Raw genomic sequence first — 26,442 nt, 5'->3', positions numbered from 1 at the left:
ACCGTTGAACGGCTCCCTGTCTTCTATCAGTACCACCGATATACCAGGCTTTACCAGGCCGGCAAATTCATTTGTTGTCAGCACCAACCGGGTCTGACTATTATCCAGCAGATAATTCCTCCTTTCTTCAGGATAGGTAATATCAACCGGCAAATAGGCGCCACCGGCTTTCAGAATACCCAGCATGCCTACTACCATCTCTATCGAACGGTCCATCAAAAGACCTACTACGGCATCCGGTTTCGCTCCACGCGCCGTTAGCTGCGCGGCCACCTGACCGGCCTGTTCATCCAGCTGTGCATAGGTAATAGCGACGCCTTCATATTGTACGGCTGTATTCCCAGGCCATTTTGTTACCTGTTCATCAAACAGGTCAAGTATCGTTTTATCTTCAGGATAGTGGCTGTTGGTATAGTCCAGGCTATCTACCAGTGCTGCTTTCTCCAATTCAGAAAGCAGCTCGATTCCGGATAGGGTTAATGCAGGCGCAGCTACCATCCGGCTAAGTACCTGTTGTAAATGGTGCAACATATTTCTGATCATCTCATCAGCATATGCGTTACTATTATAACTGATTTTCAGCAGGATGTCTTTGCCGGGATATATCGTTACCCAAAGGTCATAGTTCGTTTTCTCGTATGTTTCTACCGCTGTGATGCTGAGTCCATCACTGATATTTTTTACGTCTTCATCAAGCGGGTAATTCTCGAAGGCCATAATGTGGGTGAACAAACGGCTGCCCAATTCATTTGCGCCCTGTATTTCTGACAACGGGTAATAATGGTGCAAATTCGCCACCAGGTCCTGCTGCTGTGTATCTTTTAGTAGTTCTTCCACTACCGCTGCATTATCCAGTATGATTCGTACCGGCACAGTATTAATAAATAAACCGACCATAGATTCCACGCCGGCAATTTCACCGGGGCGGCCGGATACGACCGTACCAAATACAACATCGTCCAAATTACAATAGCGACCGAGCATTATTCCCCAGGCTACTTTAAATATGGTATTAATGGTTACCCCCATTTTTGCGGAAAGTGATTCAATGGATCTTGTCAGCTCCGCACTGATAGGCGCCTGATGTGTAACGATAGTATAGGATGAACTCTCTGAAATACGCAACGCTTTCCCAGGCAAATCCGCCTGTTGGGTATATCCCCGGAGATACTCCTTCCAATAGGCGGCCGATTCATTTTTGTTTCTCCTCTCTAACCACTCTATATACCGGGAATATGGCGTTACCATACCCATTGAGATGGATTCACCTGACAACATCCTGGTATAAACTTCTTTAAAATCCCTGACGATAATACCAATACACCAACCATCCATCAGTATGTGGTGATGACTCCATAAAAGCTCATACTCCCTGTGCCCCGTTTGGAGAACTGTCAGCCGCATTAACCTGCCTTCCTCTAACAGGAAGGGTTGGCGCCTGTCAAGATGCCGGTAAGCTTCCAGCACCTGCTTTCTGCCTGATTCCAGGCATTCTTCACGAACGTCGTGATATTGGAAGTCGGTTTTTCCACTCTTTAATACTACTTGCAGCGGGCGATGGTAACGATCATGCACAAACCGCGTCCGCAGTACAGCATAACGTGCTACCAGCACATTCATGGCCGATTCAACCGCTGCAATATCCAGTTCGCCATCCATATGGATAAGCATCTGTTCAAAGTAATGATCGGACTCTTTATCCAGCAAAGCGTGAAATAAAAGTCCCTCCTGTGTAGGAGACAGCGGGTATATGTCTTCCACCTCCTGTTGTTCCTGTAACTCATCAAGCAAACTTACCGGGATGCTTTTCCAGGTGAGATCAGAAGGGCTCAGTAACACCTTCTGTCCTGAAGTGCAGTAATCAATGACTTCACTCAAACACTCCCTGTATACATCCATGAACGCGGCTATTGTATCCGGACGATACTGTGACGTGCTATAATTCAGCTGTACCTGCAACTGACCAGAGCTGATCATTGCGATGATGTCCCAATCATACAACCGTATTTCTTCCGGCGAGATGGTTTCTCCGTGCGGATCTGAAGAGATACCATAAGATCTGCCCATCGTGTCGCTGTCGAATTGTCCCAGGTAGTTAAAGCTGATCCCGGCGTACTTGTCCTGCCTTTCCGGGGCTGAACTGCGCTGTTGCATGAGCAGGTAGTCGATGCCTCCGTTTGGAACACTACTGAGCGTTTGCCGGATATCGCGGATCAATACGCCCAGGTCATCGCTATCGCTTGTTAGCACTACGGGGTAAATAGTCGTAAACCAGCCTATGGTGCGGCTTACATTGACCATATCGCCAATATCTGAGCGGCCATGTCCTTCCATGTCAACACGTAATACCGGCATCGCATACTGCCTGCGCATACTCAGGTAAAGACCGGCTAACAACATATCATTCACCTGCATATGCTGCGCATGTTGAAGTAACTTTACAGTAGTATTACTGTCTAAGGTAAAGGCTTCACGGCGTAAGGAAGTGCGTCTCCCCGGCCCAACAGGGTGGTCCCGCTGCAGCCGGAAGACAGGCTGCTCATCGATCCGGGACCAGTACGCACTGGCCGAACGGAAGGCATCACTTTCTGCATACCGCAACAAAGTAGCAGACCATTGCTGAAAAGCATCCGTCTTCAATGGTAGCAATAGTGTTTCTCCCTGCGCGGTTTGACGATATAGCGTTTCAATATCCTCGAACAGGATCCGCCAGGAAACACCATCAATGACCAGATGATGAACAATCACCACCAGGCGGCTGCCGTCCGGCGTATAAAACAATCCAAGCTTCAACAGCGGGCCTGTGGCCAGGTTGATACCTGACTGAAGGACATTACAATGTAATATGAAATCCGCCTGCCAGTCGTCTTTTTTATATAGTTCAATTACTTCCAGGGACACCGGCACACCAATACCCAGATTACGCTGAACAATTGTTCCTCCCTGTTCTTCAAACACCATGCGTAAAGCGTCGTGATGATCAGTCAGCTTCCTGAATATGTCAAGCACACGGTTTGTCCCGATCCTGCCGGGGAAGTGAAGCACTACCGACTGGTTAAAATGATGCCGTTGCTCAAATGGATTCTGGAAGAACCATTGCTGGATGGGCGTCAGTCCAACGTCTCCCGTTACTGCTGTTTGGGAAGAGGTGGTTGATAAACGTCTCAGCTTTAACGATAATCCCCTGATGGTCTGACTGTCGAAGATATCCCTGATCGTTGTTTCATATCCTGCCGAACGAAGCCGGGACATGATTTGTATGGATTTGATAGAATCACCTCCCATTGAAAAGAAGTTCTCCGTTACACTTACCCTTGTGATTCCCAGTACGCTTAACCATATTTCTGATAACAGTTTTTCTTCCGGTGTAATAGCTGACACGAACTCTCCGGCTGAAGATATTTCAGGATCAGGTAAACCACGCCTGTTGATCTTTCCGCTCGAAGTCAAAGGCATAGATTCCAGTTGTACAAACAGGGCAGGAATCATGTAATCCGGCAGGTGCTGTTGCAGGAAAGCACGCAACGAATCTACGGGAACGGATGACGCTGATACGTAATAGGCAATCAGTGATTTTGTTCCGTTCCCGTCCCTGATGATCACCGCTGCCCCCTGAATCTCTTCGTGTTCCAGCAGGCAGTTTTCAATTTCACCCAGTTCTATTCTGAAGCCACGCAACTTTACCTGGTCATCTGTTCTGCCCAGAAATTCGATATTACCGTCAGCATCCCACATCCCAAAATCCCCTGTTCTATACATCATTTCACCGGGATAAAAAGGATTTGGCACAAACTTCTGCGACGTGAGATTTTCATTATGCAGGTACCCCTTTGCCAGTCCATACCCGGAAATGCAAAGTTCTCCCGGTACGCCAACAGGTTGCAATTCATTATTCAATCCAAGTATCAATATCCTGGTATTTGCTATCGGCTTTCCAATAGTAATCTGCGCCGGCACCTCATTTTTCATAGCAAGAACGGAAGTACAAACTGTATATTCCGTAGGTCCGTATGCATTCAGGAAAGTCCGCCCAGGAGTCCATTGCAATGCAATCTTCCTGTCACATGCCTCTCCTGCTGAAACGATGGCCCTCAGCTGGTGAAGGCCCTCAGCGGGCAGCACCCTTAAAACAGAAGGAGGAAGCGTAACAACATTAATAGCCTGTTCTTTCAGCACTGAATACAGAACATCTGTAGAAAAAGTATCAGATCTTTTGAAGATGACTAATGTAGCTCCGGAAGATAGCACCGGGAAAATTTCCGCAACCGACGCGTCAAATCCCAGGGACGAAAACTGTAGCAACCTGGTTTCGCGAGCGAGTGCCAATACGTTTGTAAAAACAGTTGCCAGGTTAGACAGGCCCTTATGCCCCAGGAGCACGCCTTTCGGCCTGCCGGTAGATCCGGATGTATAAATAATATAAGCATTATCCCTTTCCTGCACTTCCTGGCCAGGCGTACCAGAAAACAGATCTCCTTCGATGAACAAATCATCCTGTAATAAAAAATCCGGCAGGAAGCTGTCTGGCAGGCGTTCCTGGCCTGTTATAACTCCTGTGCCTCCGGATAGAAAGTCACGATATGGCCTGTCAGTAATGCAATAGCCCGGTTTACTCTCTTCCAGGATTGACCAGATCCTCCCCGCCGGCCAACGCGGATCCAGCGGCAGGTAAACGGCTGCGACCTTCATCACGCCCAGTATATTGGCAATTGTTGCAGCGGAGCATTCCTGCAGGATGCCTACAATGTCACCACGCGATACCCCTTTCTCCATCAGTACCCCGGCTACCTGATCAGACCTCTCATCCAGCCGTTTATAGGTCATGCTTTCATACAGCTTCCGGTTGCCTGTTGTTGCAACGGCGCCCTCTTCATTAAAGATTTTATGGTAGAATGGTTCACTACGGAAACGTTGCGGGAAATGAGGCAAGTCAGTATCAAAATCAATTTTCTCACCGGAGGTCCTGGTCAGACAACCTTTGATGCTAAAGTCGGGATTAACTCCGTTATCATTCAGCCGCCTGTCAATCACCATCTCAATCATATCGCCCTTGCCAACCGGAAGCCCGGGGTAAAAAACAGGCACGAATACCGGCAGCCAGCAATACTCATATTCAAGTGTATCCAGCACTTCCCCATTTGCGCCCGGCATCGTTAACCATACCAGGAATCCCTGTATAGTATCCTCCCTCCGGATATAAAATTTCACAGCATGGCTATCTTCCGGTTTTACCGCTCCTTCGTTAAAATCCAGGTCCTCAAATGTTTCAGCGCCGGATAAAAGATATTCCTTTGAAAAGTTCTTCAAACAAAGCCTTATATCTGCAGTTCTGCCAATGTAATCAAATGTTTTACGGACATAAGGAGCAGAAACATCAGAAAAACCGGGTGTATCAATAAAATATCCGGGTAAGCTAACCGGTGCAATCCTGGTCAGATTTCTGCCGGGGATCATAATACCGTCTTCCTTCAGAAAACGCCTGGCATTATTCAACACTACGGCGGCGCCTTCGCAGCCCCCTATAGGGCCTACCAACTCCGATAAACATATATCAGCTTTCTCGGGTAAGTTCACCAGCATGGCATCCCCGTGAATCAGGTGAATTTTTTGATCCAATCCGGCATCCTTTAAAAACTGTTTTGCTTTATTATAGGTTTCTTCCAGTATTTCTATTGCATACACTTTTTCCGCACCAGCTTCTATGCATAACCTCGACAATATAGCATTGGGGCCTGTTCCTATTTCCACCACCACCTTTCCTTTCACATGTCTTCTGATCTCCTTTTCATACCATGCATTTCGTCTTATATCGTTCGTCATCGCATGATACAACATGTCGTCATAAATAAAATACTCTGCCGTAGAAGGCCATAGCTCCATCGGGTTAGCTACTTCATCCCGGATGGCCACGGCATCCGGATGCTGTGCTGCCTGTTGCTTAAACCGTTCCAGCACGGTAGCCGCCGGTGTGCCGGCAGATGCAATACTGTTGAATTCGTGCAGGATCTGATGCTGCTCAACAGGATTAATCAGTTGGATCGTAGCGATACTGATGCTGCTATTGGAGGTAACCGCCGATACTACATTTGTGAAAAATTGCACAAACCTTTTTATGGTGGCTTCCTTAAACAGATCTGTCGCGTACTCAAAACTTAAGAATAGCTGATTGTCTTTCTCGTATGCCCGTAGGGTAATATCGAATTTTGAGATAGCATGTGCTGTTTTAAAAACAGAAATCTTCAGACCAGGGAGTACCAGCTCCTTTTCTCTGTAGTTCTCGTAAGAAAGTGCCACATCAAACAAGGGATTGCGGTTCGTCTTTCTTTCAATACTGAGATCATCAATTAACTGTTCATATGGATAGTCCTGGTGATCAAAGCAGGACAACATCTTGTTTTTCACTTCCAGCAAAAATCCGCTGAAAGATTTGCCGCCTGCAGGATGATTCCGTATAGGTAATGAATTAACAAACATACCTACCATCGTTTCCAGGTCTGCATGCTGTCGCCCGGCTACCCCTGTTCCGATAACAATATCCTCTTCCCCCGTTAGTTTGCACAAAAAGATGTTAAAGACGGACATTACTGCCATATACATGGTAGCGCCGGCCTTTTCTGCTATTGATTTTAGTTGCTGTGTTTCCCGGACGGGGATAGAAAAATCAACCGCATGTCCGTTAAAGCTGTTAATTACAGGTCTTGGAAAATCTGCCGGCAAATCCAGCTGCTGAGGCGGTTCTGAAAACTCCTTCAACCAGAAGTCCCGCTGGGTACGCATCTGGCGCTGTTGCACTTCGCCGGCCTGCCAAACTGCAAAATCTTTATACTGACGTTTTAGTTCGGGAAGGTGCACCCCGTTATACAAGGACATAAACTCATCAAAAAGCACCTGCTGGGAAACACCGTCACTAACAATATGATGGGTATCTACCATCAGGATATGTTCCTTCTCTGACAACTCAATAATACCCACCCTGATCAATGGTGGATTTTCAAGATCAAATGGTTTAATGAAGTCTCTTACCACCTCCTCCACATCCGGAAACCGTGCTTTATAATATACACAATTCATCGCTACATCCGGAAACACACGCTGCACCGGCTCTCCATCTCTTACAAAAAAACCGGTCCGTAAAATTTCATGACGGGATACGAGTGCTTTTAATGACTGTTCAATCCTCGGTTTGTCAAGGGACCCCTCCAGCATCATCACAATACCACCGTTGTAAGCAATGGAATGCTTATCATACTGATATAAGAAATAAAGGCGGTTTTGCCCGGATGAAAGCTTATAATATTCCTGCACTGGCGCCTTTTGAATATCTATATGCTTACGGGTTTCCGACTGTGCCAGTAATAACGCTAAGCTCCTTACTGTCTGGTGTTGGAAGAAGTCTTTTATGGAAACAGATACCTGAAATACCTTATAAACCCTGCTCGCCAGCACTATAATGTGCAGGGAGTGACCGCCAAGCTCCGTGAACGTACGATCGATACCAATCTCCTCCCTATTCCGCTTCAGAATATCAGACCAGATCTCAATCAATTTTTCTTCTGTTTCTGTGGTGGGAGCAGTATATCCAAGTTGATTTACAGACGGCACAGGCAAGGCATTCATGTTGATTTTGCCATTCGCAGTTAAAGGCCATGCTGTCAGATGAACAATAAACGCAGGAATCATATAGTCCGGCAACACATCAGCAAGAAAATCTTTGATGGCCACTTCACTCAACAGACTTTCAGAGAGATAATAGGCAACCAAAACAGTATCGTCATCCTGCGTTTCAGCCTTTACCAATACCTGGTCCACACCATCAAGCGACAGCATCGCCGTTTCAATTTCTGACAGCTCTATCCGGTATCCTCTTACTTTTACCTGGTGATCCTTTCTTCCTAAAAATTCAATATTCCCATCCGGCAGCCACCGGGCAATATCTCCTGTCATATACATTCTGGCACCGCTTTCAAAAGGATTTGCGATAAACCGCTCATCAGTTAAGTCCTGTTGCCCCAGATATCCAATGCCCACGCCTGCTCCTGCGATATACAAATCTCCTTTCATGCCGATAGGAACAGGCATAAGGTGTTGATTCAATATATAGCACCGGGCATTGCTGATTGGTTTTCCAATAGTGGGCGCTTTCTTAAAGTCCAGCAGCTGATCGCGGCGAACATATCTCGCTACAGCGCCAATAGTTGTTTCAGTTGGTCCGTAGTGATTGATAATTTCTATGGATGGATGCAGTACGGATGTTTGTTCTATTGCCCGCACCCTGATCTTTTCTCCGCCCAGTATCACCAGCCTTAAGCCGGTTGCGGTTTTAAAATCAGGATGATCTGTTACAGCGCCGTACAGGGAAGGCGTCAGCTTCAGGTAAGTAATATGGTTTTCCCGGAGGTACCGTAGAAAAAAGGCGGGCTGCATGTAAACTTCCGCAGGCAATATATGCAATTCCGCACCGGACAATATGGAGGAAAATATTCCTGTATAACCCAGATCAAATGCAAATGATGTTACCAATGCGGTTTTATCGGTATGGTTTATCTTTGCGAATTTGTTGATCCAGGTAGCATAATTAATCACATTCTCATTTGAAATCATCACGCCCTTAGGTATGCCACTGGTTCCAGAAGTATATATCACATACAGCAGATCACCAGGCGTAATGGTCACTAACGGGTTTTCCGGGGAACTGTTATCCAGGTCCGGATGATCCAGTGTCAGCTGATCAATTCCAACAGGAACATCAACCAACAGTTGTTGCTGCGTTAATATTAACCGGCAGCCTGCTTCCTCACAAATTTTCTTCAGCCTGGATACGGATGTTTCAGGGTTGACAGGCAAAAAGGCAGCCCCGGTTTTTAATATCCCGAGCATGCCGATCATCATTTCAACGGAGGGTTCTACCCGCAAACCGATGATATCCAGTCCCGGATGACTATTTAGTACCGCGGCCGCCACCTGATTGGCCTGTTTATTTAATGCGGCATAGGAAAGCCTGGTTTCTCCAAAAACTACCGCAATATTATCCGGGTAAGCAGCCACCTGCCGCTCAAACATTTCAATAACAGACTGATAAGGTGGTATACCGGACTTTGTATCGTTAAAGGCATACAGGATGACATCCTTTTCAGCCGCGTTCAACAACAATACCTCACTGACAAGCCTATCCGGGTAAGTTAGCACATCCCCGATAAGATGAATGAAGTAGCTTGAAAAGCTCTCTATATAGTCCGCTGAAAAAATACTGCTCTTATAGTTGAAGTCGATCACCAATGCCTCATCGGTAAATACCTGGATAGACAGCGGCAGGTTTGTATTCTCATAATAGCCATGCAGCATGATATCTAATCCATCTACGCTGTCGAGAATATGCTGATCAACCGGATAATTTTCAAAGCCGATACTCGACTGAAACAGGCTCTCATTTGCGGTGATGCCAACTGCCTGGTTAATTTCGTGCAAAGATGAATGATGAAATTGACTTCTCTCTATCAATCCCGTATTCACACTTTTTACCAGCTCTCCGAGCGTTATCCGCTCATCAATATGAATCCTGATTGGAATAGAATTGATAAAATTTCCCACTATCGCCTGGCTTCCCTGCACAAAGGGGTTCCTGTTAGATACGGTCGTTCCAAACACCACATCATTTGTATTACCATACTGTTGCAGCAGCAGACCATAAGCGGTATAAATAACTGCCGCTTTGGTAACTTTATTCTTTTTCACAAATTCATCAAGGCCATCCAGGTTTTTATTGATTCTCAGCTTGCTGACATCCTGCGACAGTTCTCCCTGGTTAGCAGCGTCCGACAAAGGGTGTCCAATTTCATATCCCTCCAGGTAGTTCTTCCAGTAATTTTCCGACGCCTCGTGATCCACCCGTTGCCAGCTATCCGCATAAACAGCGCCAAAGGCAGGTTTATCAGTTTGTTCAGGCGTAACCCCTTTATTAAGGCTATTATAATACCGGAGCAAATCTTTTATCACTATTGCCGTACTCCATCCATCGTATAAAATATGATGATGTGTGATGACAATGATGAAATCCTCCGCTGCTTTCTGAAATACACTAACCCGCAGGGGTAATGCTGTCAGATCAAATTTCTTCTGCTGATCGTTCAACAGTTCCCGCATGATTATACCGGCAGCTGTCTCAGGGCTCTCTTTTGAGTAGTCGTAATACTTAATGTCGAGATCACAGGACTTCAGAATTACCTGTATAGGAGCCTTTATTTCCTCCCATCTGAACACAGATCTCAATACATCATTCTCCGACTGTACCAGGGAGAATGCCCGTCTCAGGATGTTCATATCGAGCGGTCCCGATACCGCAAAGGATATCTGGACATTGTAAAGATTATAATCTGCTTCCTTCAAATAATGATACAACATGCCTTTCTGGACCATACTAAGCTCGCTGATCTCCTGCACATTTGATTTCTCAAGCTTCTTTTTCAAGGGAATAAGATTTAAGTGGGTAATATTTTTGAAGAAATAACCGGTAAGTATTAATTAAAAAGAACTGACAGCTCATCGTCGTCAAGTCCATCCGCCCGCGCGCCCAGGGAAAAGGAAGTAACTGGTAACTCTTCCCGAAATTTATTATATGCCATCATATGCAGCAGCCACTTCACCAGGTTGTCTGCAAATGACTGAATGGTAGCCTTTTCATGGGCTAAACGATTATATTGTATATCTATTTCCAGTGTATTCTTTAATACAATAACATTGAGTTCCAGCTTAGCTGTCATCACATTTTCCGGGTCTGTGTTACTTCCCCTGGCGTCATCGGAATAAGCAAACAGATCATTGTCGAATTCCTGGTCAAATTGTCCGAGGTAGTTAAACCTGATTTCAGACAATTTCTCCCTGCTAACCTGCAGGGTCTGATGCAGGTACCTGAAAATACCGTATCCCAGCCCATTGCCGGGAACATGGGTCATCTGTTCCCTGACCTCCCGTATAACAGCTTCAAGGGATCCCTCATGGAGTTGCAATTGCTGGGGATACATAGAAGTAAACCAGCCAACAGTCCTGGAGATATTCAGGCCATCGAGATATCTCCCATGATTTTCCTGCTCGATAACACATACATTCTTTCCCGTCCAGTCCCTGACAGACAGCGCTAAAGCCGCATTTAACAGGATGGTTATGTCCGATTTATATACCTGGTGTGCGAGCTTCAATAACGCCCGCGTGCCTGCTTTATCTATCGTACGTTTTTCACTTGCGGCATTCATCGTGCGCCAGTCTGCCGGACGCTTATCCAGGGGAAGTGAAAATGGAACATTGGCCACTGATTGCCAGAATGCCAGTTCCGCCGCATTGCCTTCAACATGCGGATAACGCAGCAAAGCATCGTACCACTCTCTGGCAGTTGCTGTTTTAGCGGGGAATTTTACCGGGCTATTGTTCTTCAGACTTTTGTACGTAGTATAAAGATCTTTCAACAAAATTCTCCAGGAAACACCATCAACAATTAAATGATGTGCTGTGATAAATAACATCCTGTGGTTGCCTCCCATTCTGAAAACAGCTGCTTTCAAAAGAAGATCCCTTGAAATATCAAAGCTACTTTTAAGAGACATGCATATTCCCTTCATTTCCTGACCCTGAACGTCCAGGTCATATGATGTTATGGTGAATGGATTATCGCGGTGATGCTTATTATAGAATAATGTTTCCCGCCTGGGATCATAGTTGATTCTCACTCCATCGTGTTGCCTGATGAGTGCCTGAAAAGACAACTGCAGCAAATGGAGATCGATCTCTTCATGAAACGAAAGCAACATGGAATGATTGTAGAAATCCGGACGTTGAAAATCCTGATCAAAAAACCAGGCTTCAATAGGCATCAGCTCACGGGAGCCCTCTATATATCCCTGCTCATATTCCTGACGACTCTCCGTATTCTGCAGGTTGGAGACAATCTGCCGGATCGTTTGATAGATGAGAATATCCTTTATGGTCAGCATAAAACCTTCATCAGCTAACCGGGATAATATCTGGATAGCCTTGATAGAATCTCCTCCAAGTTCAAAAAAATTATCACTGGCCGAAATATTATCTACCCCAAATACCTCATTCCATATGGCTATAAAAGTTTTATCGTGTGCATCTATCTCCCGGACATCCGAAGTTTCAGAAAATTCCACCGCCGGAAGTGCTGCATGATCTACTTTTCCATTAGAGGTAAGCGGATAAGCATCCAGTTGAATAAAATAAGCCGGCATGGCGTAGTAGGGTAGTCTATCTGACAGGTAAGACCTGAGCAACGGTTCTGATATGGTCTCCTGTCTCCCCGAAACAATGTAATAAGCTACTATAACAGGAGACTTCTTCCCGTCCCTGATAATGACTACCGAAGAAGCAATCCCCTCGTAAGTTGCCACCTGGTGTTCAATTTCAGTCAGATCAATTCTATGGCCGCTGATTTTAATTTGCTTATCTGTCCGGCCTATATACTCAATAAGGCCGGAAGGAAGGCGCTTCGCAATATCGCCTGTTTTATACATCCTTAACCCTGTCACAAAAGGGTCGTTGATGATTTTCTGCCCGGTGAGTTCCTGGCTACCCAAATATCCTCTTGCTACCCCTTCGCCGGAAATATACAATTCCCCTTTAACACCGATGGGTACCGGCTTAAGCGAATCATCCAGCACATATATGCGGGTGTTAGCGGCAGGTATGCCAATAGGCACTGCCGCGGCCTTGTCTGCCGGGTCAAATTGATGAATCATGCATCCTACAGTTGCTTCTGTCGGTCCATATTCATTATAGATCTCTATATGACTACCAAAAAGCAGGTGTATTTCCGCCGCAATGGAACGGGTCAATTCCTCACCACCAACGATAAAGCGTTTTATTTTACTGTTACGCGCAACTTCCCTGGAAATGCAGGAGGCGATCAATATCAAATGCGAGGGAGTGGCTTTAACTACTGCTACTTTATTATCAAGCACCACTCTCCGCATCAAAAACTCATCTTCCGCAGCGCTATAAATAACAATCCTGTTACCGGTTACCAACGGTAAAAATAAAGAGGTGATGGTTAAATCAAATGAAATAGAGGTATACAGCGGGAACGCAGCTTCCTCTTTTTTCACATACATGTCCGAAGCCCAGATAATATAATTGACCAATGAATGATGCTCAATCATCACGCCTTTGGGATTCCCGGTGGTACCGGAAGTGTAAATGATGTAAGCCAGGCTGTTTGGCTCAGCCGGACTATAAGTAGCAGGAACATTTTCCGGTAGTGTCAGCGAACTGATATCCAATATTTCCAACAAGGGCAGCTCAGAAAGTAGCAAAGCTACTTCCGGCAGGTCGCTTTCTTCTTTGCCTGTGATCATCATACTTGCCCTGCTGTCTGTAAGCATGTAACTGATTCTCCGGACAGGCGTTGATATATCAATGGGCAAAAAGCAGGCTCCCGTTTTCAGCACTGCCAGTATGGTCACCATCAGTTCAGGACGCCTGTCCATCAGCACGGCCACAATACTCTCCGTGTTGATACCTTTACTTCTCAGTATAAATGATAACCGGTCAGCCTGCTCATTCAATTGACGGTAAGTGATAGTATCATCCCCGTATTCTATCGCAATCGCCTCCGGCGTGGCTTCCGCCTGCCGCCTGAACTGTTCATGTATAGTGGTATGGAGCGGAAAATCTGCAGCGGTATCATTAAAATGATGAATGATATCCTGGTATTCTACTCCGCTTAGCAAATTTATTTCATGAATGCTGACGTCCGGCTTCTGCGTTATTTGTTTTACCAGGTTAGCAAAGTGACCGGAAATCCGTTCTGCCGTTTCCTTTTTGAAGAGGCTTGTGTTGTATTCGATGACGTACTTTAATGTCTGGTCATAATAAAATACTTCCATCGAAAGATCAAACTTGGCAATTCCCGGGTCGAAGAAATGGCGCTGCACCTGCAGATCGCCGGTCTTCATATGATCGTAGCCAATGTTCTGATAAACGAACATGGTATCAAAAAGACGATTACGACTGGCATCAGCAGGTGCTCCCGCCTGTTGTATCATCCTTTCAAAGGGATAATCCTGGTTATCCAACACGGCCGTTAACAGGTGATGATGTTTTTCCAGCAGGTCGGGGAAAAAAGTATTGGCGGGAATATCGCATATCAAAGGCAGGCTGTTGACGAACATGCCGACTATATTCAATAGATCCGGATGGGTTCTGCCAGCGGCGGCAATACCTATTGCAACCTGTGGCTGTCTGCTGTACTTTGACAATAGCACGCTGTATAATGTGAACAGGAGTGTATTCAGTGAGCAGGCATATTGTGTGGCTATCCGGGAAAGACCGGCGGTAATATCTTTATCCAGCAGCACTTCCAGCTTTTCGCCTTTGGGATTAAAAATAACGGGACGGTTGAAATCAATGGGCAGGTCCAGTACCGGAACGGATTGAGCTAATTGCTGTTTCCAGAATAATTCCTGCCTTTGGAGGCTGCCTGATGCAAACATACGATGCTCCCAATCCGAGTAATCACTGTAAGTAACGGGAATAGAAGGCAGCTCATCCCCCCTGTAGCATTCGAATAATTCCTGTATGAAAATATTCACGGATATACCGTCGCAGATGATATGGTGAAAATCTAAAAACAAGTAATGTTGCTGCCCCGGAATATTTACCAGGCGGATCTTGAACAGTGGTGATTGATGCAGGTCGAAAGGGGTAATCAGCTCCCGGAACAATTGATCCAGGTTCTCCGGAGTGGAAGTTATGTAATCAAACGGCAAAGCCACTGTTTCGTGAATCCTGTATACCGGCTGTTGAGGGTCTTTAAATGACATACGTAACACTTCATGCCTGGATATCAGTGTTTCTATGGCTGCCTTCAGTTTCTCCCGGTTAACAGGCCCGTCTATCTTTAATGTAACAGGTATATTGTATGCGGTAGACGTTTGATCTACTTCCCATGTATAGTACATCCGTTTTTGTGCAGCAGACAATACATACGTATCTGACGGTGCTGCACGGGGGATGGAATGATAAGGCGCCGCTTTCTCCAGGTTGGCTATTTCAGCGGCGAGTGCCGGGATGGCAGGGTAGCGGAAGAGTACTTCCAGGCCCATCTCTACTCCCAATTCCTTTTTCACCAACATGCATACTTCAGATGCCCTTAAAGAGTCCCCGCCATTTTCAAAGAAGTGACCTTTCCCATCAAAATGCGGATACTTCAGAACCCGCTGCCAGATATCAAATAGCTTTTGCTCGATAGGTGTCTCCGGGTGAAACACGTCAAAATCATTGGCCGCATCTTCCGTTAAGCGAAATAATGCATTCGTTGTTTCCCTGTACTTACCGTCGAGGTATTGCGCTATCAGTTTAAAGCGTTGCAGCTTACCACTGGTAGTTCTGGGTATATTCTTTACTGGAATCACCTGGTCAATCTCAAATCCACACCTGGTATTGATCAATTTCTTCAGCTGTGTTGCGGTTTGAATAAACGAAGAAAGCTCGCCCCGGTGAAGCACAAAAGCAATCACTTCGTCTCTCTGCGTATTCCTGTTAAAAAAACCACCAACGGCTATCTTGTTTAGTTCTATGGTATCAATTTCCTCCGCAATGCGTTCGATGTCGTGCGGGTAAAAATTCTGACCATTAATAAAGATGATATCTTTCGCTCTTCCGGTAACAAATAATGATCCCTTGTCGCTGAGGAAGCCAAGGTCACCTGTTTTCAACCATCCATCCGCACTGAATACTTGTCCGGAAGCCTGCTTATCATTGTAGTAACCCTTTGTTACATTATTTCCCTTTATCTGTATATGGCCTATTACAGCGGCATCAACCGGATGATCATCATCATCCGCTACTCTCAGTGAGCAACCATCCACCGGTTTGCCAACATCTGCAAAAGAAACTGCGTCAGCAGTCTCTTCACTAAACACTACCTTATCATTGATATTAACATGATTTCTATTAACCATTACAGCGACCACATCGCTATCAAGATCCGATATGGTAACTGCCACACTCGCTTCTGCCAGTCCATACACGGGGCGCATTGCCTGTTCCCTCAACCCAAATCTTTTCATGCTATCTGTAAACTCTTTACAGATTTTTGTAGATATGGGTTCAGCGCCGTTATAGATAATCCGCAGACTGGAGAGGTTCCAGTCGTGATGATCATTGGGTGTATAATGCTTCAGAAAATACCGGTAGCCGAAATTAGGTGAGCAGGTAATGGTGGCTCTGTGCCGGGAAAGTGCATCCAGCCACAGTGCAGGTCTGCGAACAAACAGGCTTGTTGGTATCAGGCACTGATTCATTCCATGCAGTAAAGGATTAAGATGAAAGCCGATCATACCCATATCATGGGTAAGTGGCATCCAGCTCAACGTGGAATCTGAAACCGAATATTGCGCAGCATTACTAATGCCCTGTATATTGGTAATAAGATTTTCATGAGTGAGTACAATGCCTTTGGGATTTCCGGTAGAGCCTGAAGAAAACTGGATAAACGCAATGTCCTGCGGACTTACGGTTACCGGCTCAGCAGCCGCACCGGCTGATAGCACTTCCGACTCATTAATGTAACGCTTACTGATCTCGTCACTGCTTGAAAAAAGAGAGTTTGACAGGGCATATCCGGTCATCTTTTCAAAGTGCGCTGCAGAGGAGATGAGGTGGGGCCTGTTCAATATCTTCCAGACATTAAACAGTTTTTGCCGATGCATATCCGTTCCTCCCGTTGCCAGCGGCACCGGGATCATACCTCCTAATATGCAGGCCCAGAAAGCAATAAGAAGAGATTTATTATCATCAATTTGCAGGATCACCTCGTCATTTCGGCAAACGCCCCGTTTCTGCAGCACCAGTAAGCACTGCAATGCTTTTTCATACAGATCTTTATACAACAGGAAATGTTCATCAGTATGGCTTTCAATAAAGGTGATGCCAGCATCTCCCAATGTACTTTGTGCCTGTATAAGTTGAGTGAGGTTTGTTATACGCATATCGCTTAGTTAACTCAGATCTGGCTTCCAAACTCAGCGGAATGCTCACGTGGAATTACAGGAAAATCCCGTCAGTACAATCACGTAGCGGCACAGCATAAATTTTTATCGCATAGCTTGCTCTGTTCACAGAATTATTACATTCTGAAAAAATAAGTACGCTAACGGCAAAATGAGTGTCAGGTTGAATTTGAATGGAGCAAGACACAGCTCCGCTGAGGGTTGTTACAAATCGAGGGTCAATAAAAAAAACTGAGAAATTCGGGTTTAATATTTGCAAAATAATGTTTTAAATGATAATTTCAAAATTATTAGAAGAGTCAAAACTGCTTTTCTATTTTTTGTATAATAACCCAATGTTTACTGTGCTGTATCCATATGCCTTCCTATAGTGCATCACACATTTTGAATCTTCAATTATCAATTAATTTCTGTTTATGCAATCCAACGTTACAAAACCCGGTTTATTAACGAAGCTCCAAACCTCATCAGTAGCCAGATCCTTAAAAGAAAAAATCCTGCTTAAAATAAAATCACGCTACCGGATAAGCGCAGATTTCGGAATTGTCAGCATCACCAGCATAAACAGCGTAAAAATAAAGCCTGTAAGCTTATATAATAACGCCCGGAATATGATTTGCGAAACCGGCAGTATCCAGGTTAAGTTCAGCTGGTATTCCCTTTTAAAAGGCAGGATAAAACTGATCTCTGTAAAAATATCTGATTGCAAAATTGTTATTAACAAAAGAGAAACTATACCTGCAAATACGACAGCGAAGAGTACGGTAGTTATCAGTCCCCAGGATATGATCAGAAACTTTTACAAACGCATATCCACCCGGGTAGACATTGCGTTTGAATCGATTCCTCCGCAGGTCAACATTGAGAATCTGGAAATAATTCTTTCGGGTCATAAAAATGTACAGGTAAAAATCAGTTCGTTCGCCTTGAACAAACGCTATTACAACACGGCGCCTGGCTCCCACCAGGATGGACGCTTCCAGCCAAAAGGAATAGCCAGAAAGCTGGTTGCGGAAAAACAGCTAACGGTGGATGTAGGTAATTTCACCATGGTTGCTGATCTACAGACAGATACTCCTTCCACCACGGTAACTGCCAAACAATTAACATTCAGGCTTAGCCGGGGTAAAGACGAAAACAACGGGATCTCTTATGATCTTGAAACCAATACGCACGACCTCACCTTGCACAATAGTAAGGTAAGTAATCAGCAGGCATTTACCTGTGACCTCGGCCTGATGTTGTATGCCAAACCCGACTCAGAAGGATTTCATATCGACCGTCAATCCTGTTTTCATCTGAATAACCTCAGATTCCCTTTCTACCTGGATCATTTTTACAGGGAAAATGACATTATCGAGTTAGGGGTAAACCTGGTTTCTTGTCAAATGGAGGATATATTGAAATCTTTTCAGGACTTCACTACACAAAGTTTATACAGGAGTTCATTTTCCGGTACCCTGGGCTTCTTTTCCCGCTTACGGTTTGAGTTAACCAACTCATTCAAAAGAGAATTTGAAATCAAACTGGATAACAATCTTCGCATTTTGGATCATGGTGGCGCAGACTATTCCTATTTAAAACAACCTTTTGTTCATAACGTCTATGATGGAGATATCGCTGTAAAGTCAATTAACCTTGATAGCGGTAATTCTTTTTTTCTTCCGCTGGACAAGATATCAGCAGACCTTAAAAAGGTAATTATCTGTACCGAAGATCCTCATTACTACACCCATAAAGGAATTGACTCTGAGGCTATTTTTCTTGCTATGGCATCCAATATAAAAAGCAGGAAACTAAGCCGCGGCGCCAGTACCATAACCATGCAGGTGGTCAGAAATCTTTTCCTGTACCATAGAAAAAATTTTCAAAGAAAAATAGAGGAAGTTATACTGACGTGGTACCTGGAAGAGGTGTTTTCTATTGGAAAGGACCGTATACTGGAGATATACCTCAATATCATTGAACTCGGTCCGGGTATCTATGGCGTCCAGGAAGCTGCTTACTTCTATTTTGATAAACCGGCTAATCAGCTCACCCTGACCGAATCGCTTGCCCTGGCCTATATTATACCAAGACCAAAATTCTTCCTGGAAGCCCTTAAAATGAATTCACCGAAATTAAGAAAGAACCTGACAGCACACATCCTGCACAATTCAAAAGTGATGCTTAAAAAGGACATCATCTCTTTAGAAGAATTTGAAAACATACAATACAAAATAACATTTGCACCCAGCCTGGGAGAGTTGAATCTGACAGAGGCGGAGGCTGCCATCACCGGTAGTTAACCTGACCAAACAACATACATCATTAATCAGATAAGACTTCCGTCTGGGATGCGGAAAAAATGTTTTCCGTATGCCCATCTGCGTAAGCCGGTCTTGACAATGAAAAATAGGTATGTTGCAGGAACCGGCTGTAAAGCTCACTGGACCTGAGTTCCTTAAGTATTTCGAGACATCTGATTTCATAGTCGCCGAATAGTTCCCGGAATGAAACAGTTTCGACATCTCCGCCCAGATCCAGAAATTTCAACTTTATTTTTCCTCTTGTTAAAAATTTCAACCTGAACAATCTGGTGGTTCCCGGCTGGTATCTTTTGATGGTTGTCCACATGATCTCGTCATCCTTCATAATATCCCATTTGAACCAGTTTCTGTGGAGAAATAATATTTCCCCGGCCGGGTCATGTTGTACCATTGACATACCGCAGAAGCCAACGGCAGACTCGTCCATTCCACATAGTCCTACGCCATCTGCAATCATATAATAAGGTGTATGCAATGCTTTCCAGGCAAATCTGAAGGTATCTTTATCCCCCAATAACATCCTGTAATAGTCTTTTTTATTCAGGTTAAAATGCAGACAAAGGTTAAGTTCTTTCCAGCACTTTTCTTTGTTAATCAACAGCTGCCCGCTCTCCTGCTCTATCGAACCATCCTCTTCGAAATCAATAATTTTCCAAATAGGATTATGGCGGTCAGTTGTCCAGAAGTCGGGCCAAAAAATCGTTCCATGTTCCTGGTATTCTTTACTGTCAAATAGGAATGCAGGATCTGAGATACAATTATTATCAGCATCCAGGTATAACACTTCCCTGAAATCACTTTGTAAAATGGCAAATGGCTTCATGGCGTAGCTCGTGAGTGCAGTAAGATTGGTTGTTGTGCAGTCCTTGCAATTCCTGCACCTTACATCCAATCGTTCCAATGCCGTGATGGCCTCTGCATTCAACTCTATTCCGGTATACCATACTTCTATCGGGAGTGTACAGCCATTTCTTCTCAACATATTGATGTTGATCCAGGCGCAGGTAAAATAATTCACGCCCCCTGCACAAATTACAATCCCTCTTCCTGAAAAACGGGCAGGAAAAGGTTCTATTTCAGTAACGAATTGTTTCCATTGGGTATTCAATTTCCTGATCCATTGTCTATTACCTGTGCAATGGACTTTTCTCACACAATCATCCGTAAATGTTGACTTTCCTTCTTTTAAAGATCCGGAAGTACGCCTTTTAAAAAGCTGGAGAAACTTAGTCGTGAGCATAATAGCGATGTCGGGTTTAAACAAATTAACGAATCCGTGGCATCAGACTAATATAAGAAAAAATTTTAAAATTATTTTCTAAATACAATCAAACGAAATAAGAAATTTAAATTATTGCGCAAGAGTTGGCAAGATTTGTCCCCCTCTTCCTCATTTCCGGGTTTGTCTTTCTTTTCATTTATAACGTAGTTTTTCGATCAGTCGTCCGGCTCATTCCTGAAAGCGGCTCAATTACATACAATTTAGAATTACAAGACTATATGCTTACTGACGGCACTTGCTTTTTGCAATGCCCAATCAGATTTTTACGCCACCTGCTAAAACAGACAATATCAAATACTTCAAATTGCTGTTTGATGAAAATACATTGGCCTTGTTGCCACAACTATTCCCTTTTTTAGTCAACCCTTTAAACGAACCAACTATAGCTCTTGACAGTGCTGCAAAAGAAAGAGTAATAAAGGTTTTTGGAATTTTAAACCAGATACTGTACTTAGATAATATACAAAGACAGATTTCAATGGACATCGTGGTCTCTGAACGGTTAAAGATACCGGAAAACGGATCGTAAAATATGCGCTGATTGACGATGATGGCCCAACAGGGAAATTTTTCAGTGAGGAAAATAATCCTGAAACAGGAGAAATACCCTGGTAGTGCAGATAGGTTAACCCAAATGAAACCCCGTAATCAAGAACTGCGAATCCACCCTTTTGATCGACTAAAAACAGATCAAATAACAAAGCTCGCGCTGGTGTAGTGCCCCCAAGAAGTGTCTAACTTTTTGGGGGCACTACACCAGCGCGAGCTTCGAGAATTTCCAGTGATCCCTGTGGTACAAATCCCGAACCAATTTATAAGAGATTTACATAAAATGGCATTTTGGGGTTGTGGCTAAGCCAACGCCGCTGCTGCCTCCGATAATTACTGCTATTTTGTTTTTTAACTTTTGCATCTTTATTTTTTTCCATGTCGAAATTGACCATACAAAATTGAAACATTGGGCTATGGCAAAAAATGAAGTTGATTAGGAAATGAAGTTGAACTATTTCAACTTTTCTTTGGTTGAATGTTTATAATTTTGAGGACTGTAAGCAAATCGTATAAAATGAAGGGGGAAAAAGATTTACATACGCTCTTAAGAACGATGAAACCAAAGCATAATATTGGCGACTATGTTTTTTGTGTCATTCATGACTTCACAGGAATCAATATGGACGATATTGTCTTGTTTTTTAAAGAGCAAGAGGGAACCACTATCATTATAAAAAAGGAGCTGGCTGACCATTTAAAACTTGACTACTCTTTTGTTTCGGGTTGGATCACTTTAACCGTTCATTCATCACTGGAGGCCATTGGCTTGACTGCTGCCTTTTCGGCAGCCCTTTCAGAAGCGGGCATCAGTTGCAATGTGGTGGCCGCATTTTACCACGACCATATTTTTGTGCCCAAGGAGGATACCCCAAAAGCAATTGAAGTGCTAAACAGATTTTCTGCGTAGGATTTATTGAGAATCACCTTCTATGGGATAATTATGAGAAATTCAAAAATCTACAGTTCTGTTTTGAAGAAAATCCTAAGTTGAGAATTGAGGGAATGTTGGCAGCCATCGAAGTTTGTATAAGCAAAGAAAGGTTTGAGATAATTTCCTTTAAGGCTGACGAGAATAATGCACAACTCATTATAAAAGATACTATTAACGGAATGGAGTTTCAATGAGCAATCCATTCTTCTCAATTTCTGTATAATCTCTGGTGGTACACTAGCAAAAATAAATTAACAGTTGAATACCAGGGTATCAGTGGTAAAACGAGATTAAAATCATCTACAAATTCAGGTATTTGCGAGCAAATTGGTCGAGAGGAGAAAGCACTCTCATTTCCTGCAGAAAATGTAGATTTCTCTAATATAGAAATATAAAGAGTGATCGTTAATGTCCCATCTAACTGCAAAGAACGACAGACACCAATTAGTTTAAAAATAAGTAAATTAGTATTGATAAGTCAACCCACATAAAACTAAGTAAACCGAAACAGCGAATCCGCACTTTGATAGACTACCAAATAGGCCAAAACAACAAAGCCCGCGACTAGCGCAGGCTTTGAAACTCTCCAGTGATCCCCTTGGGACTCGAACCCAAGACCCATACATTAAAAGTGTATTGCTCTACCAACTGAGCTAGGGAATCTTTTACCCCGTCTTTTTGTTTAACGGAGTGCAAAGATAGGAATTATTTATTTCCAGCCAAATTTTATTGAAATTATTTTATCACTTCCCCGTAAACACAAGCTTGTAGCGGATTACAGGATCATCTTTTTCTTCCGCACTGAAAATATGCAGCATATAATATTTGCCCGATACCCAGTCATTTACACTGTTATCATAAAACGGACTGCCCGGATTTCCGCTCTGTCCGCCGGGATAAATACCATATGCTTCTGTTTTGTCTGATAGCTGCACCACCATACGCCAGGAAGGTCCATGCGTTTGCTTGGTGGCATTCACAATATGCTGGCCGCCGCCTGTATTCAGGTGTAAAGCACTGAAGGCAGGAATGCCGCGGGAAAGGTGATTGATATCTGTACCACGTGCTTTTCCCAGCTCGAGCCTGCCCGCTTTGTTCAACTCCGACAACTCCGTTACTGTTTGCGCAAATGCGCCTTGCAGCAATTGTGATAAGGTTTCTTTTTGTGGCGTGTTAATGTTATCTATAAAATGGAAGGCGGTATCGCGCAGCAGTAATTGCAATGTGGTGATGGATTGCGGATAAGTCAGGATGGTAGTGTCTTTGGGATGCAGTTCATCGTGCCAGATGGTGTCTTCCAGGTGTGCCCATAGTGCGTTGAAGATGCTGGCTGCTTTGCTGTCGGGTGTGGCCATAAAATCCCAGGAGGTTAACAGCTGCCAGTAGGGCTGCTGTTGCGCAGTGAGTGAGCTGGTATCAATGTGTTTCCTGATCATGGGCATGGCTGCGGCGGCGAACAGGTTTTTGTCGTCATTTTGCAGCTGCATCATATCCTGTGTGGTGATGGCGCTCATGGCAGATAATCTTTCATTGATACGCTTGCCACGGAAAAGATCATATTCACCGTACAGGGCATATGGATAGGTGCTGTCGGTGGGACGTTGATTGGCGGAGCTCACAAATCCTCTTTCAGGATTTTTTATGTGCGGCAATTCCTCATGAGGAATAAATCCCTGCCAGGCATAGGTGCTGTCACTGCCGGGCATGATCCATTTACCCTGATCTTTCCAGCGCAGCGGGTACTGACCATTATGCCAGATGGCGATATCGCCCGCTTTATCGGCGAATACAAAGTTTTGCGCAGGACAGGTATACCTGTTAAGCGCATTGAGATAATCGTCGTAATTACGGGCTTTATTGAGCTTGTTAAAGGTGGCCAGTTCGTTGGATGGGTCCAGCGCTTTCCAGCGCATGGCCAGGAAGGTTTGTCCGGCTGTTTTATCCGGGAAGGTGTTATCAAACATAACGGGCCCAAATACGGTGTAGGCAACGGTATCACGAACGGTGGCGCCGCCCCGTACTTTTATTTCTTCTATGCGCAGATCTGCTTTACGATAGCTGCCATTATACAGGTATTCGGAGCGACCGTTGCGGAATTGCATGCTGTAATAATCTTTCACATCTTCTTCTCCGTTGGTAACCCCCCAGGCGATGTGGTCGTTGAAGCCGATGATCACGCCGGGTGCGCCCGGAAGAGAAGCGCCGTATACATTCATATCGGGTGTATGGATCTGTACTTCGTACCAGAGTGAAGGCAGCGACAGGCTGAGATGCGGATCGCTGCAAAGAATGGGCGCACCGGAGCGGGTTTTGCTGCCGCCCACGGCCCAGTTGTTGCTGCCGTTGTCCGGATCGGGCTTGTCCGTTTTAAACTTCATGTATGCTGCGGCCGCGGCCAGCACGCTGTCTGGTGGCGCAGTGGGTTTTATCGTAGCCGCCGGATAAGGAGTGCCTTTCGGTATGATGGGATCAGTGGCTTCGTGGAAGTCAGGATACATCAGGTCAAAGTCCTGCAGGGAAAACAAACGGCGCGCGTTGGTGAATTCAAGGTCATTGGCAAATCCCGCGAGGTCGTGCGCCATGTATTTCAGCAATAAGGCCGACTTGATAATATCCCATCTCTCCGGTTTATAATCCAGTATTTTATATTCTACGGGATAAGTGGCAGGGGTAAGCGTGGCAATATAAGCGTTAACGCCGGCGGCGTAAGAAGTTACGGCTACTTTGGTAGCCGGATCTGCCAGCATCTCTTTTACAGTGCCTTCTGCAGCGTATACCATGCCGAGGCGGCGTTGCTTACGGTCGTACTGTACCAGTTTAGGGCCCAGTATTTCCGATAAGCGGCCGGCGGCGGCGTAGGTCTGCAACTCCATCTGCCAGAGGCGGTCGCGTGCAGTTACATATCCCTGTACATAATAGGCATCTCCTTCGTTTTCTGCAAAAATATGCGGTACCATACGGTCGTCATACCAAACTTCTGTTTTGCCGGACAGTCCGGGTAACACCAGTTGTTCACGGGGGAATTCTCCAATAGGTTCTGCATTTTGCCAGAAGCCCGTTTGCGGACTTAACAGCTTTCCCAGTGGCGGTATCTGTCCCAGTTTATGACTGAAAGCGTATGTAAGCGATAAGGTAATTGCTGCGGTGATAACTGCGGGGATGATTCTCATATTACATATCGGATGTAATATGTAAAATACATCAAATTTGATTCATAACCGCTTATGCCTGTAATACTTTTGTAAGATGGGCCACCTCTTCCGGCGTATTAAAACTATGCAATACGATGCGAAGGCGCTCCGCTCCTTTTGGCACCGTAGGATGCAGGATAGGCCGCACATCCAGGCCGGCAGCCTGCATCCGTTGGGCAATACCGCGGGTATGCTCATTACCGCGTGTAAGCACCGCCTGTATGGGTGTAGTACCGGGCAACAGCTCTGCATTAACAATGCCTGCGCGGAATTGCGCAATCAACTCCGACAGCTTTTTTCTTTCTGCCTGCATATAGGGAAATGCGGCATACCCGGCCTCTATAGCTGCCAGAGCAGCGGGTGGTAAAGCGGTAGTATAGATAAAGGACCGGGAGAAGTTGATCAGGTAATCACGTAATATCCCGGAACCCAGCACCACGGCGCCATGACAGCCAACTGCCTTTCCGAAAGTATGAATACGTGCAAAGCAGGCGCCTGTCAATTGCAGGTGCTGCACCAGCCCTTCTCCCCTGTTGCCGATGATGCCGGTAGCATGCGCTTCATCCACTATCAGGTGCGCGTTATACTGTTCGCAAATGGCTGCTATACCGGCCAGCGGAGCCAGATCACCATCCATGGAATACACCGATTCTATGGCAACAAAAATATTCCCGGTAGCATTTTTCAGCTTCTTCTCCAGGTCAGCAACATCGTTATGCACAAATGAAAACGCCTGTGCGGCCGATAAACGCACGCCATCACGGATAGACGCATGGATCAGCTGATCGTAGATGATAGTATCTCCTTTGCGGCCTAAACAGGAAAATACGCCGAGGTTGGCGTCGTAACCGGAGTTATAAAGCAACCCGGCTGCTGCGCCATGAAAATCTGCCAGGTCCTGTTCCACAGAAACAATCCATTCATAATTACCTGCCAGCAGCCTTGATCCGGTGCTGCCGTGGGCCGGATGCCTTTCCTCCATCAGCGTATGGATATATTCCCTCACTTCCGCATTCCTGGCCAGCCCGAGGTAATCGTTGGAACAAAAATCTATTTTATCTCCCGGCAGCCGCAATTCGCGGAACGACTGCTGTTCCCTGCGCTCATCAAGCAACCGCGTTAAAAAAGAAGTACTGTCTTTACTCATTGATCTGTCTTT

7 protein-coding genes and 1 tRNA gene are annotated in these 26,442 nt (G+C 45.0%); 2 read left to right on the top strand and 6 right to left on the bottom strand.

The features are described 5' to 3' along the window. Positions 1-10,464: non-ribosomal peptide synthetase (locus B5Z18_RS31310; RefSeq protein ID WP_143313761.1), on the bottom strand; the 10,464-nt coding region annotated here is incomplete at its 3' end. Positions 10,465-10,514: 50 nt separating this feature from the next. Continuing rightward, a complete protein-coding gene (locus tag B5Z18_RS31305) occupies positions 10,515-16,997 on the bottom strand; it encodes a non-ribosomal peptide synthetase (RefSeq protein WP_079473497.1) in 6,483 nt (2,160 codons plus the stop codon). Positions 16,998-17,434: 437 nt separating this feature from the next. Between B5Z18_RS31305 and B5Z18_RS31300 the strand changes: the two genes are divergently transcribed. Continuing rightward, positions 17,435-19,306, top strand: a complete 1,872-nt coding sequence (locus tag B5Z18_RS31300; RefSeq protein WP_079473496.1) for a biosynthetic peptidoglycan transglycosylase — start codon at positions 17,435-17,437, stop codon at positions 19,304-19,306. 22 nt (positions 19,307-19,328) lie between these two features. Here B5Z18_RS31300 and B5Z18_RS31295 read toward each other — a convergent pair whose 3' ends face one another. Continuing rightward, positions 19,329-20,480 (bottom strand): alpha-mannosyltransferase, encoded by a 1,152-nt coding sequence (locus B5Z18_RS31295; protein ID WP_159454503.1) that lies wholly within the window; start codon positions 20,478-20,480, stop codon positions 19,329-19,331. Positions 20,481-21,675: 1,195 nt separating this feature from the next. On the opposite strand from B5Z18_RS31295, the gene B5Z18_RS31285 reads away from it, so the two are divergent. Further along, a complete protein-coding gene (locus B5Z18_RS31285) occupies positions 21,676-22,068 on the top strand; it encodes an ACT domain-containing protein (protein WP_079473494.1) in 393 nt (130 codons plus the stop codon). Between the two features lie 614 nt (positions 22,069-22,682). On the opposite strand, the gene B5Z18_RS31280 is transcribed toward B5Z18_RS31285, so the two are convergent. From B5Z18_RS31280 to B5Z18_RS31270, 3 genes are all read right to left on the bottom strand, one after another. After that, positions 22,683-22,755: transfer RNA gene (locus B5Z18_RS31280), tRNA-Lys, on the bottom strand. An 80-nt stretch (positions 22,756-22,835) separates the two neighbouring features. Continuing rightward, entirely contained in the window at positions 22,836-25,262 is a 2,427-nt protein-coding gene (locus tag B5Z18_RS31275; RefSeq protein ID WP_079473493.1) for a penicillin acylase family protein, read from the bottom strand. A gap of 52 nt (positions 25,263-25,314) precedes the next feature. Then, on the bottom strand, positions 25,315-26,430 hold the full coding sequence (locus B5Z18_RS31270; protein ID WP_079473492.1) for an aminotransferase class I/II-fold pyridoxal phosphate-dependent enzyme: 1,116 nt from the start codon (positions 26,428-26,430) through the stop codon (positions 25,315-25,317). Positions 26,431-26,442: the final 12 nt, after the last annotated feature.

This window comes from Chitinophaga ginsengisegetis, assembly GCF_900168065.1.
GTDB lineage: Bacteria > Bacteroidota > Bacteroidia > Chitinophagales > Chitinophagaceae > Chitinophaga > Chitinophaga ginsengisegetis.
The sequence above is the reverse complement of the archived record's forward strand: the minus strand, read 5'-3'. Positions and strand labels throughout refer to the sequence as shown.

What these genes read in the sequence shown, in the direction of transcription:
- B5Z18_RS31305 (WP_079473497.1), bottom strand. Translation starts at nt 16,997, where the DNA reads ATGCGTATAACAAACCTCACTCAACTTATACAGGCACAAAGTACATTG.
- B5Z18_RS31300 (WP_079473496.1), top strand. Translation starts at nt 17,435, where the DNA reads ATGCAATCCAACGTTACAAAACCCGGTTTATTAACGAAGCTCCAAACC.
- B5Z18_RS31285 (WP_079473494.1), top strand. Translation starts at nt 21,676, where the DNA reads ATGAAGGGGGAAAAAGATTTACATACGCTCTTAAGAACGATGAAACCA.
- B5Z18_RS31275 (WP_079473493.1), bottom strand. Translation starts at nt 25,262, where the DNA reads ATGAGAATCATCCCCGCAGTTATCACCGCAGCAATTACCTTATCGCTT.
- B5Z18_RS31270 (WP_079473492.1), bottom strand. Translation starts at nt 26,430, where the DNA reads ATGAGTAAAGACAGTACTTCTTTTTTAACGCGGTTGCTTGATGAGCGC.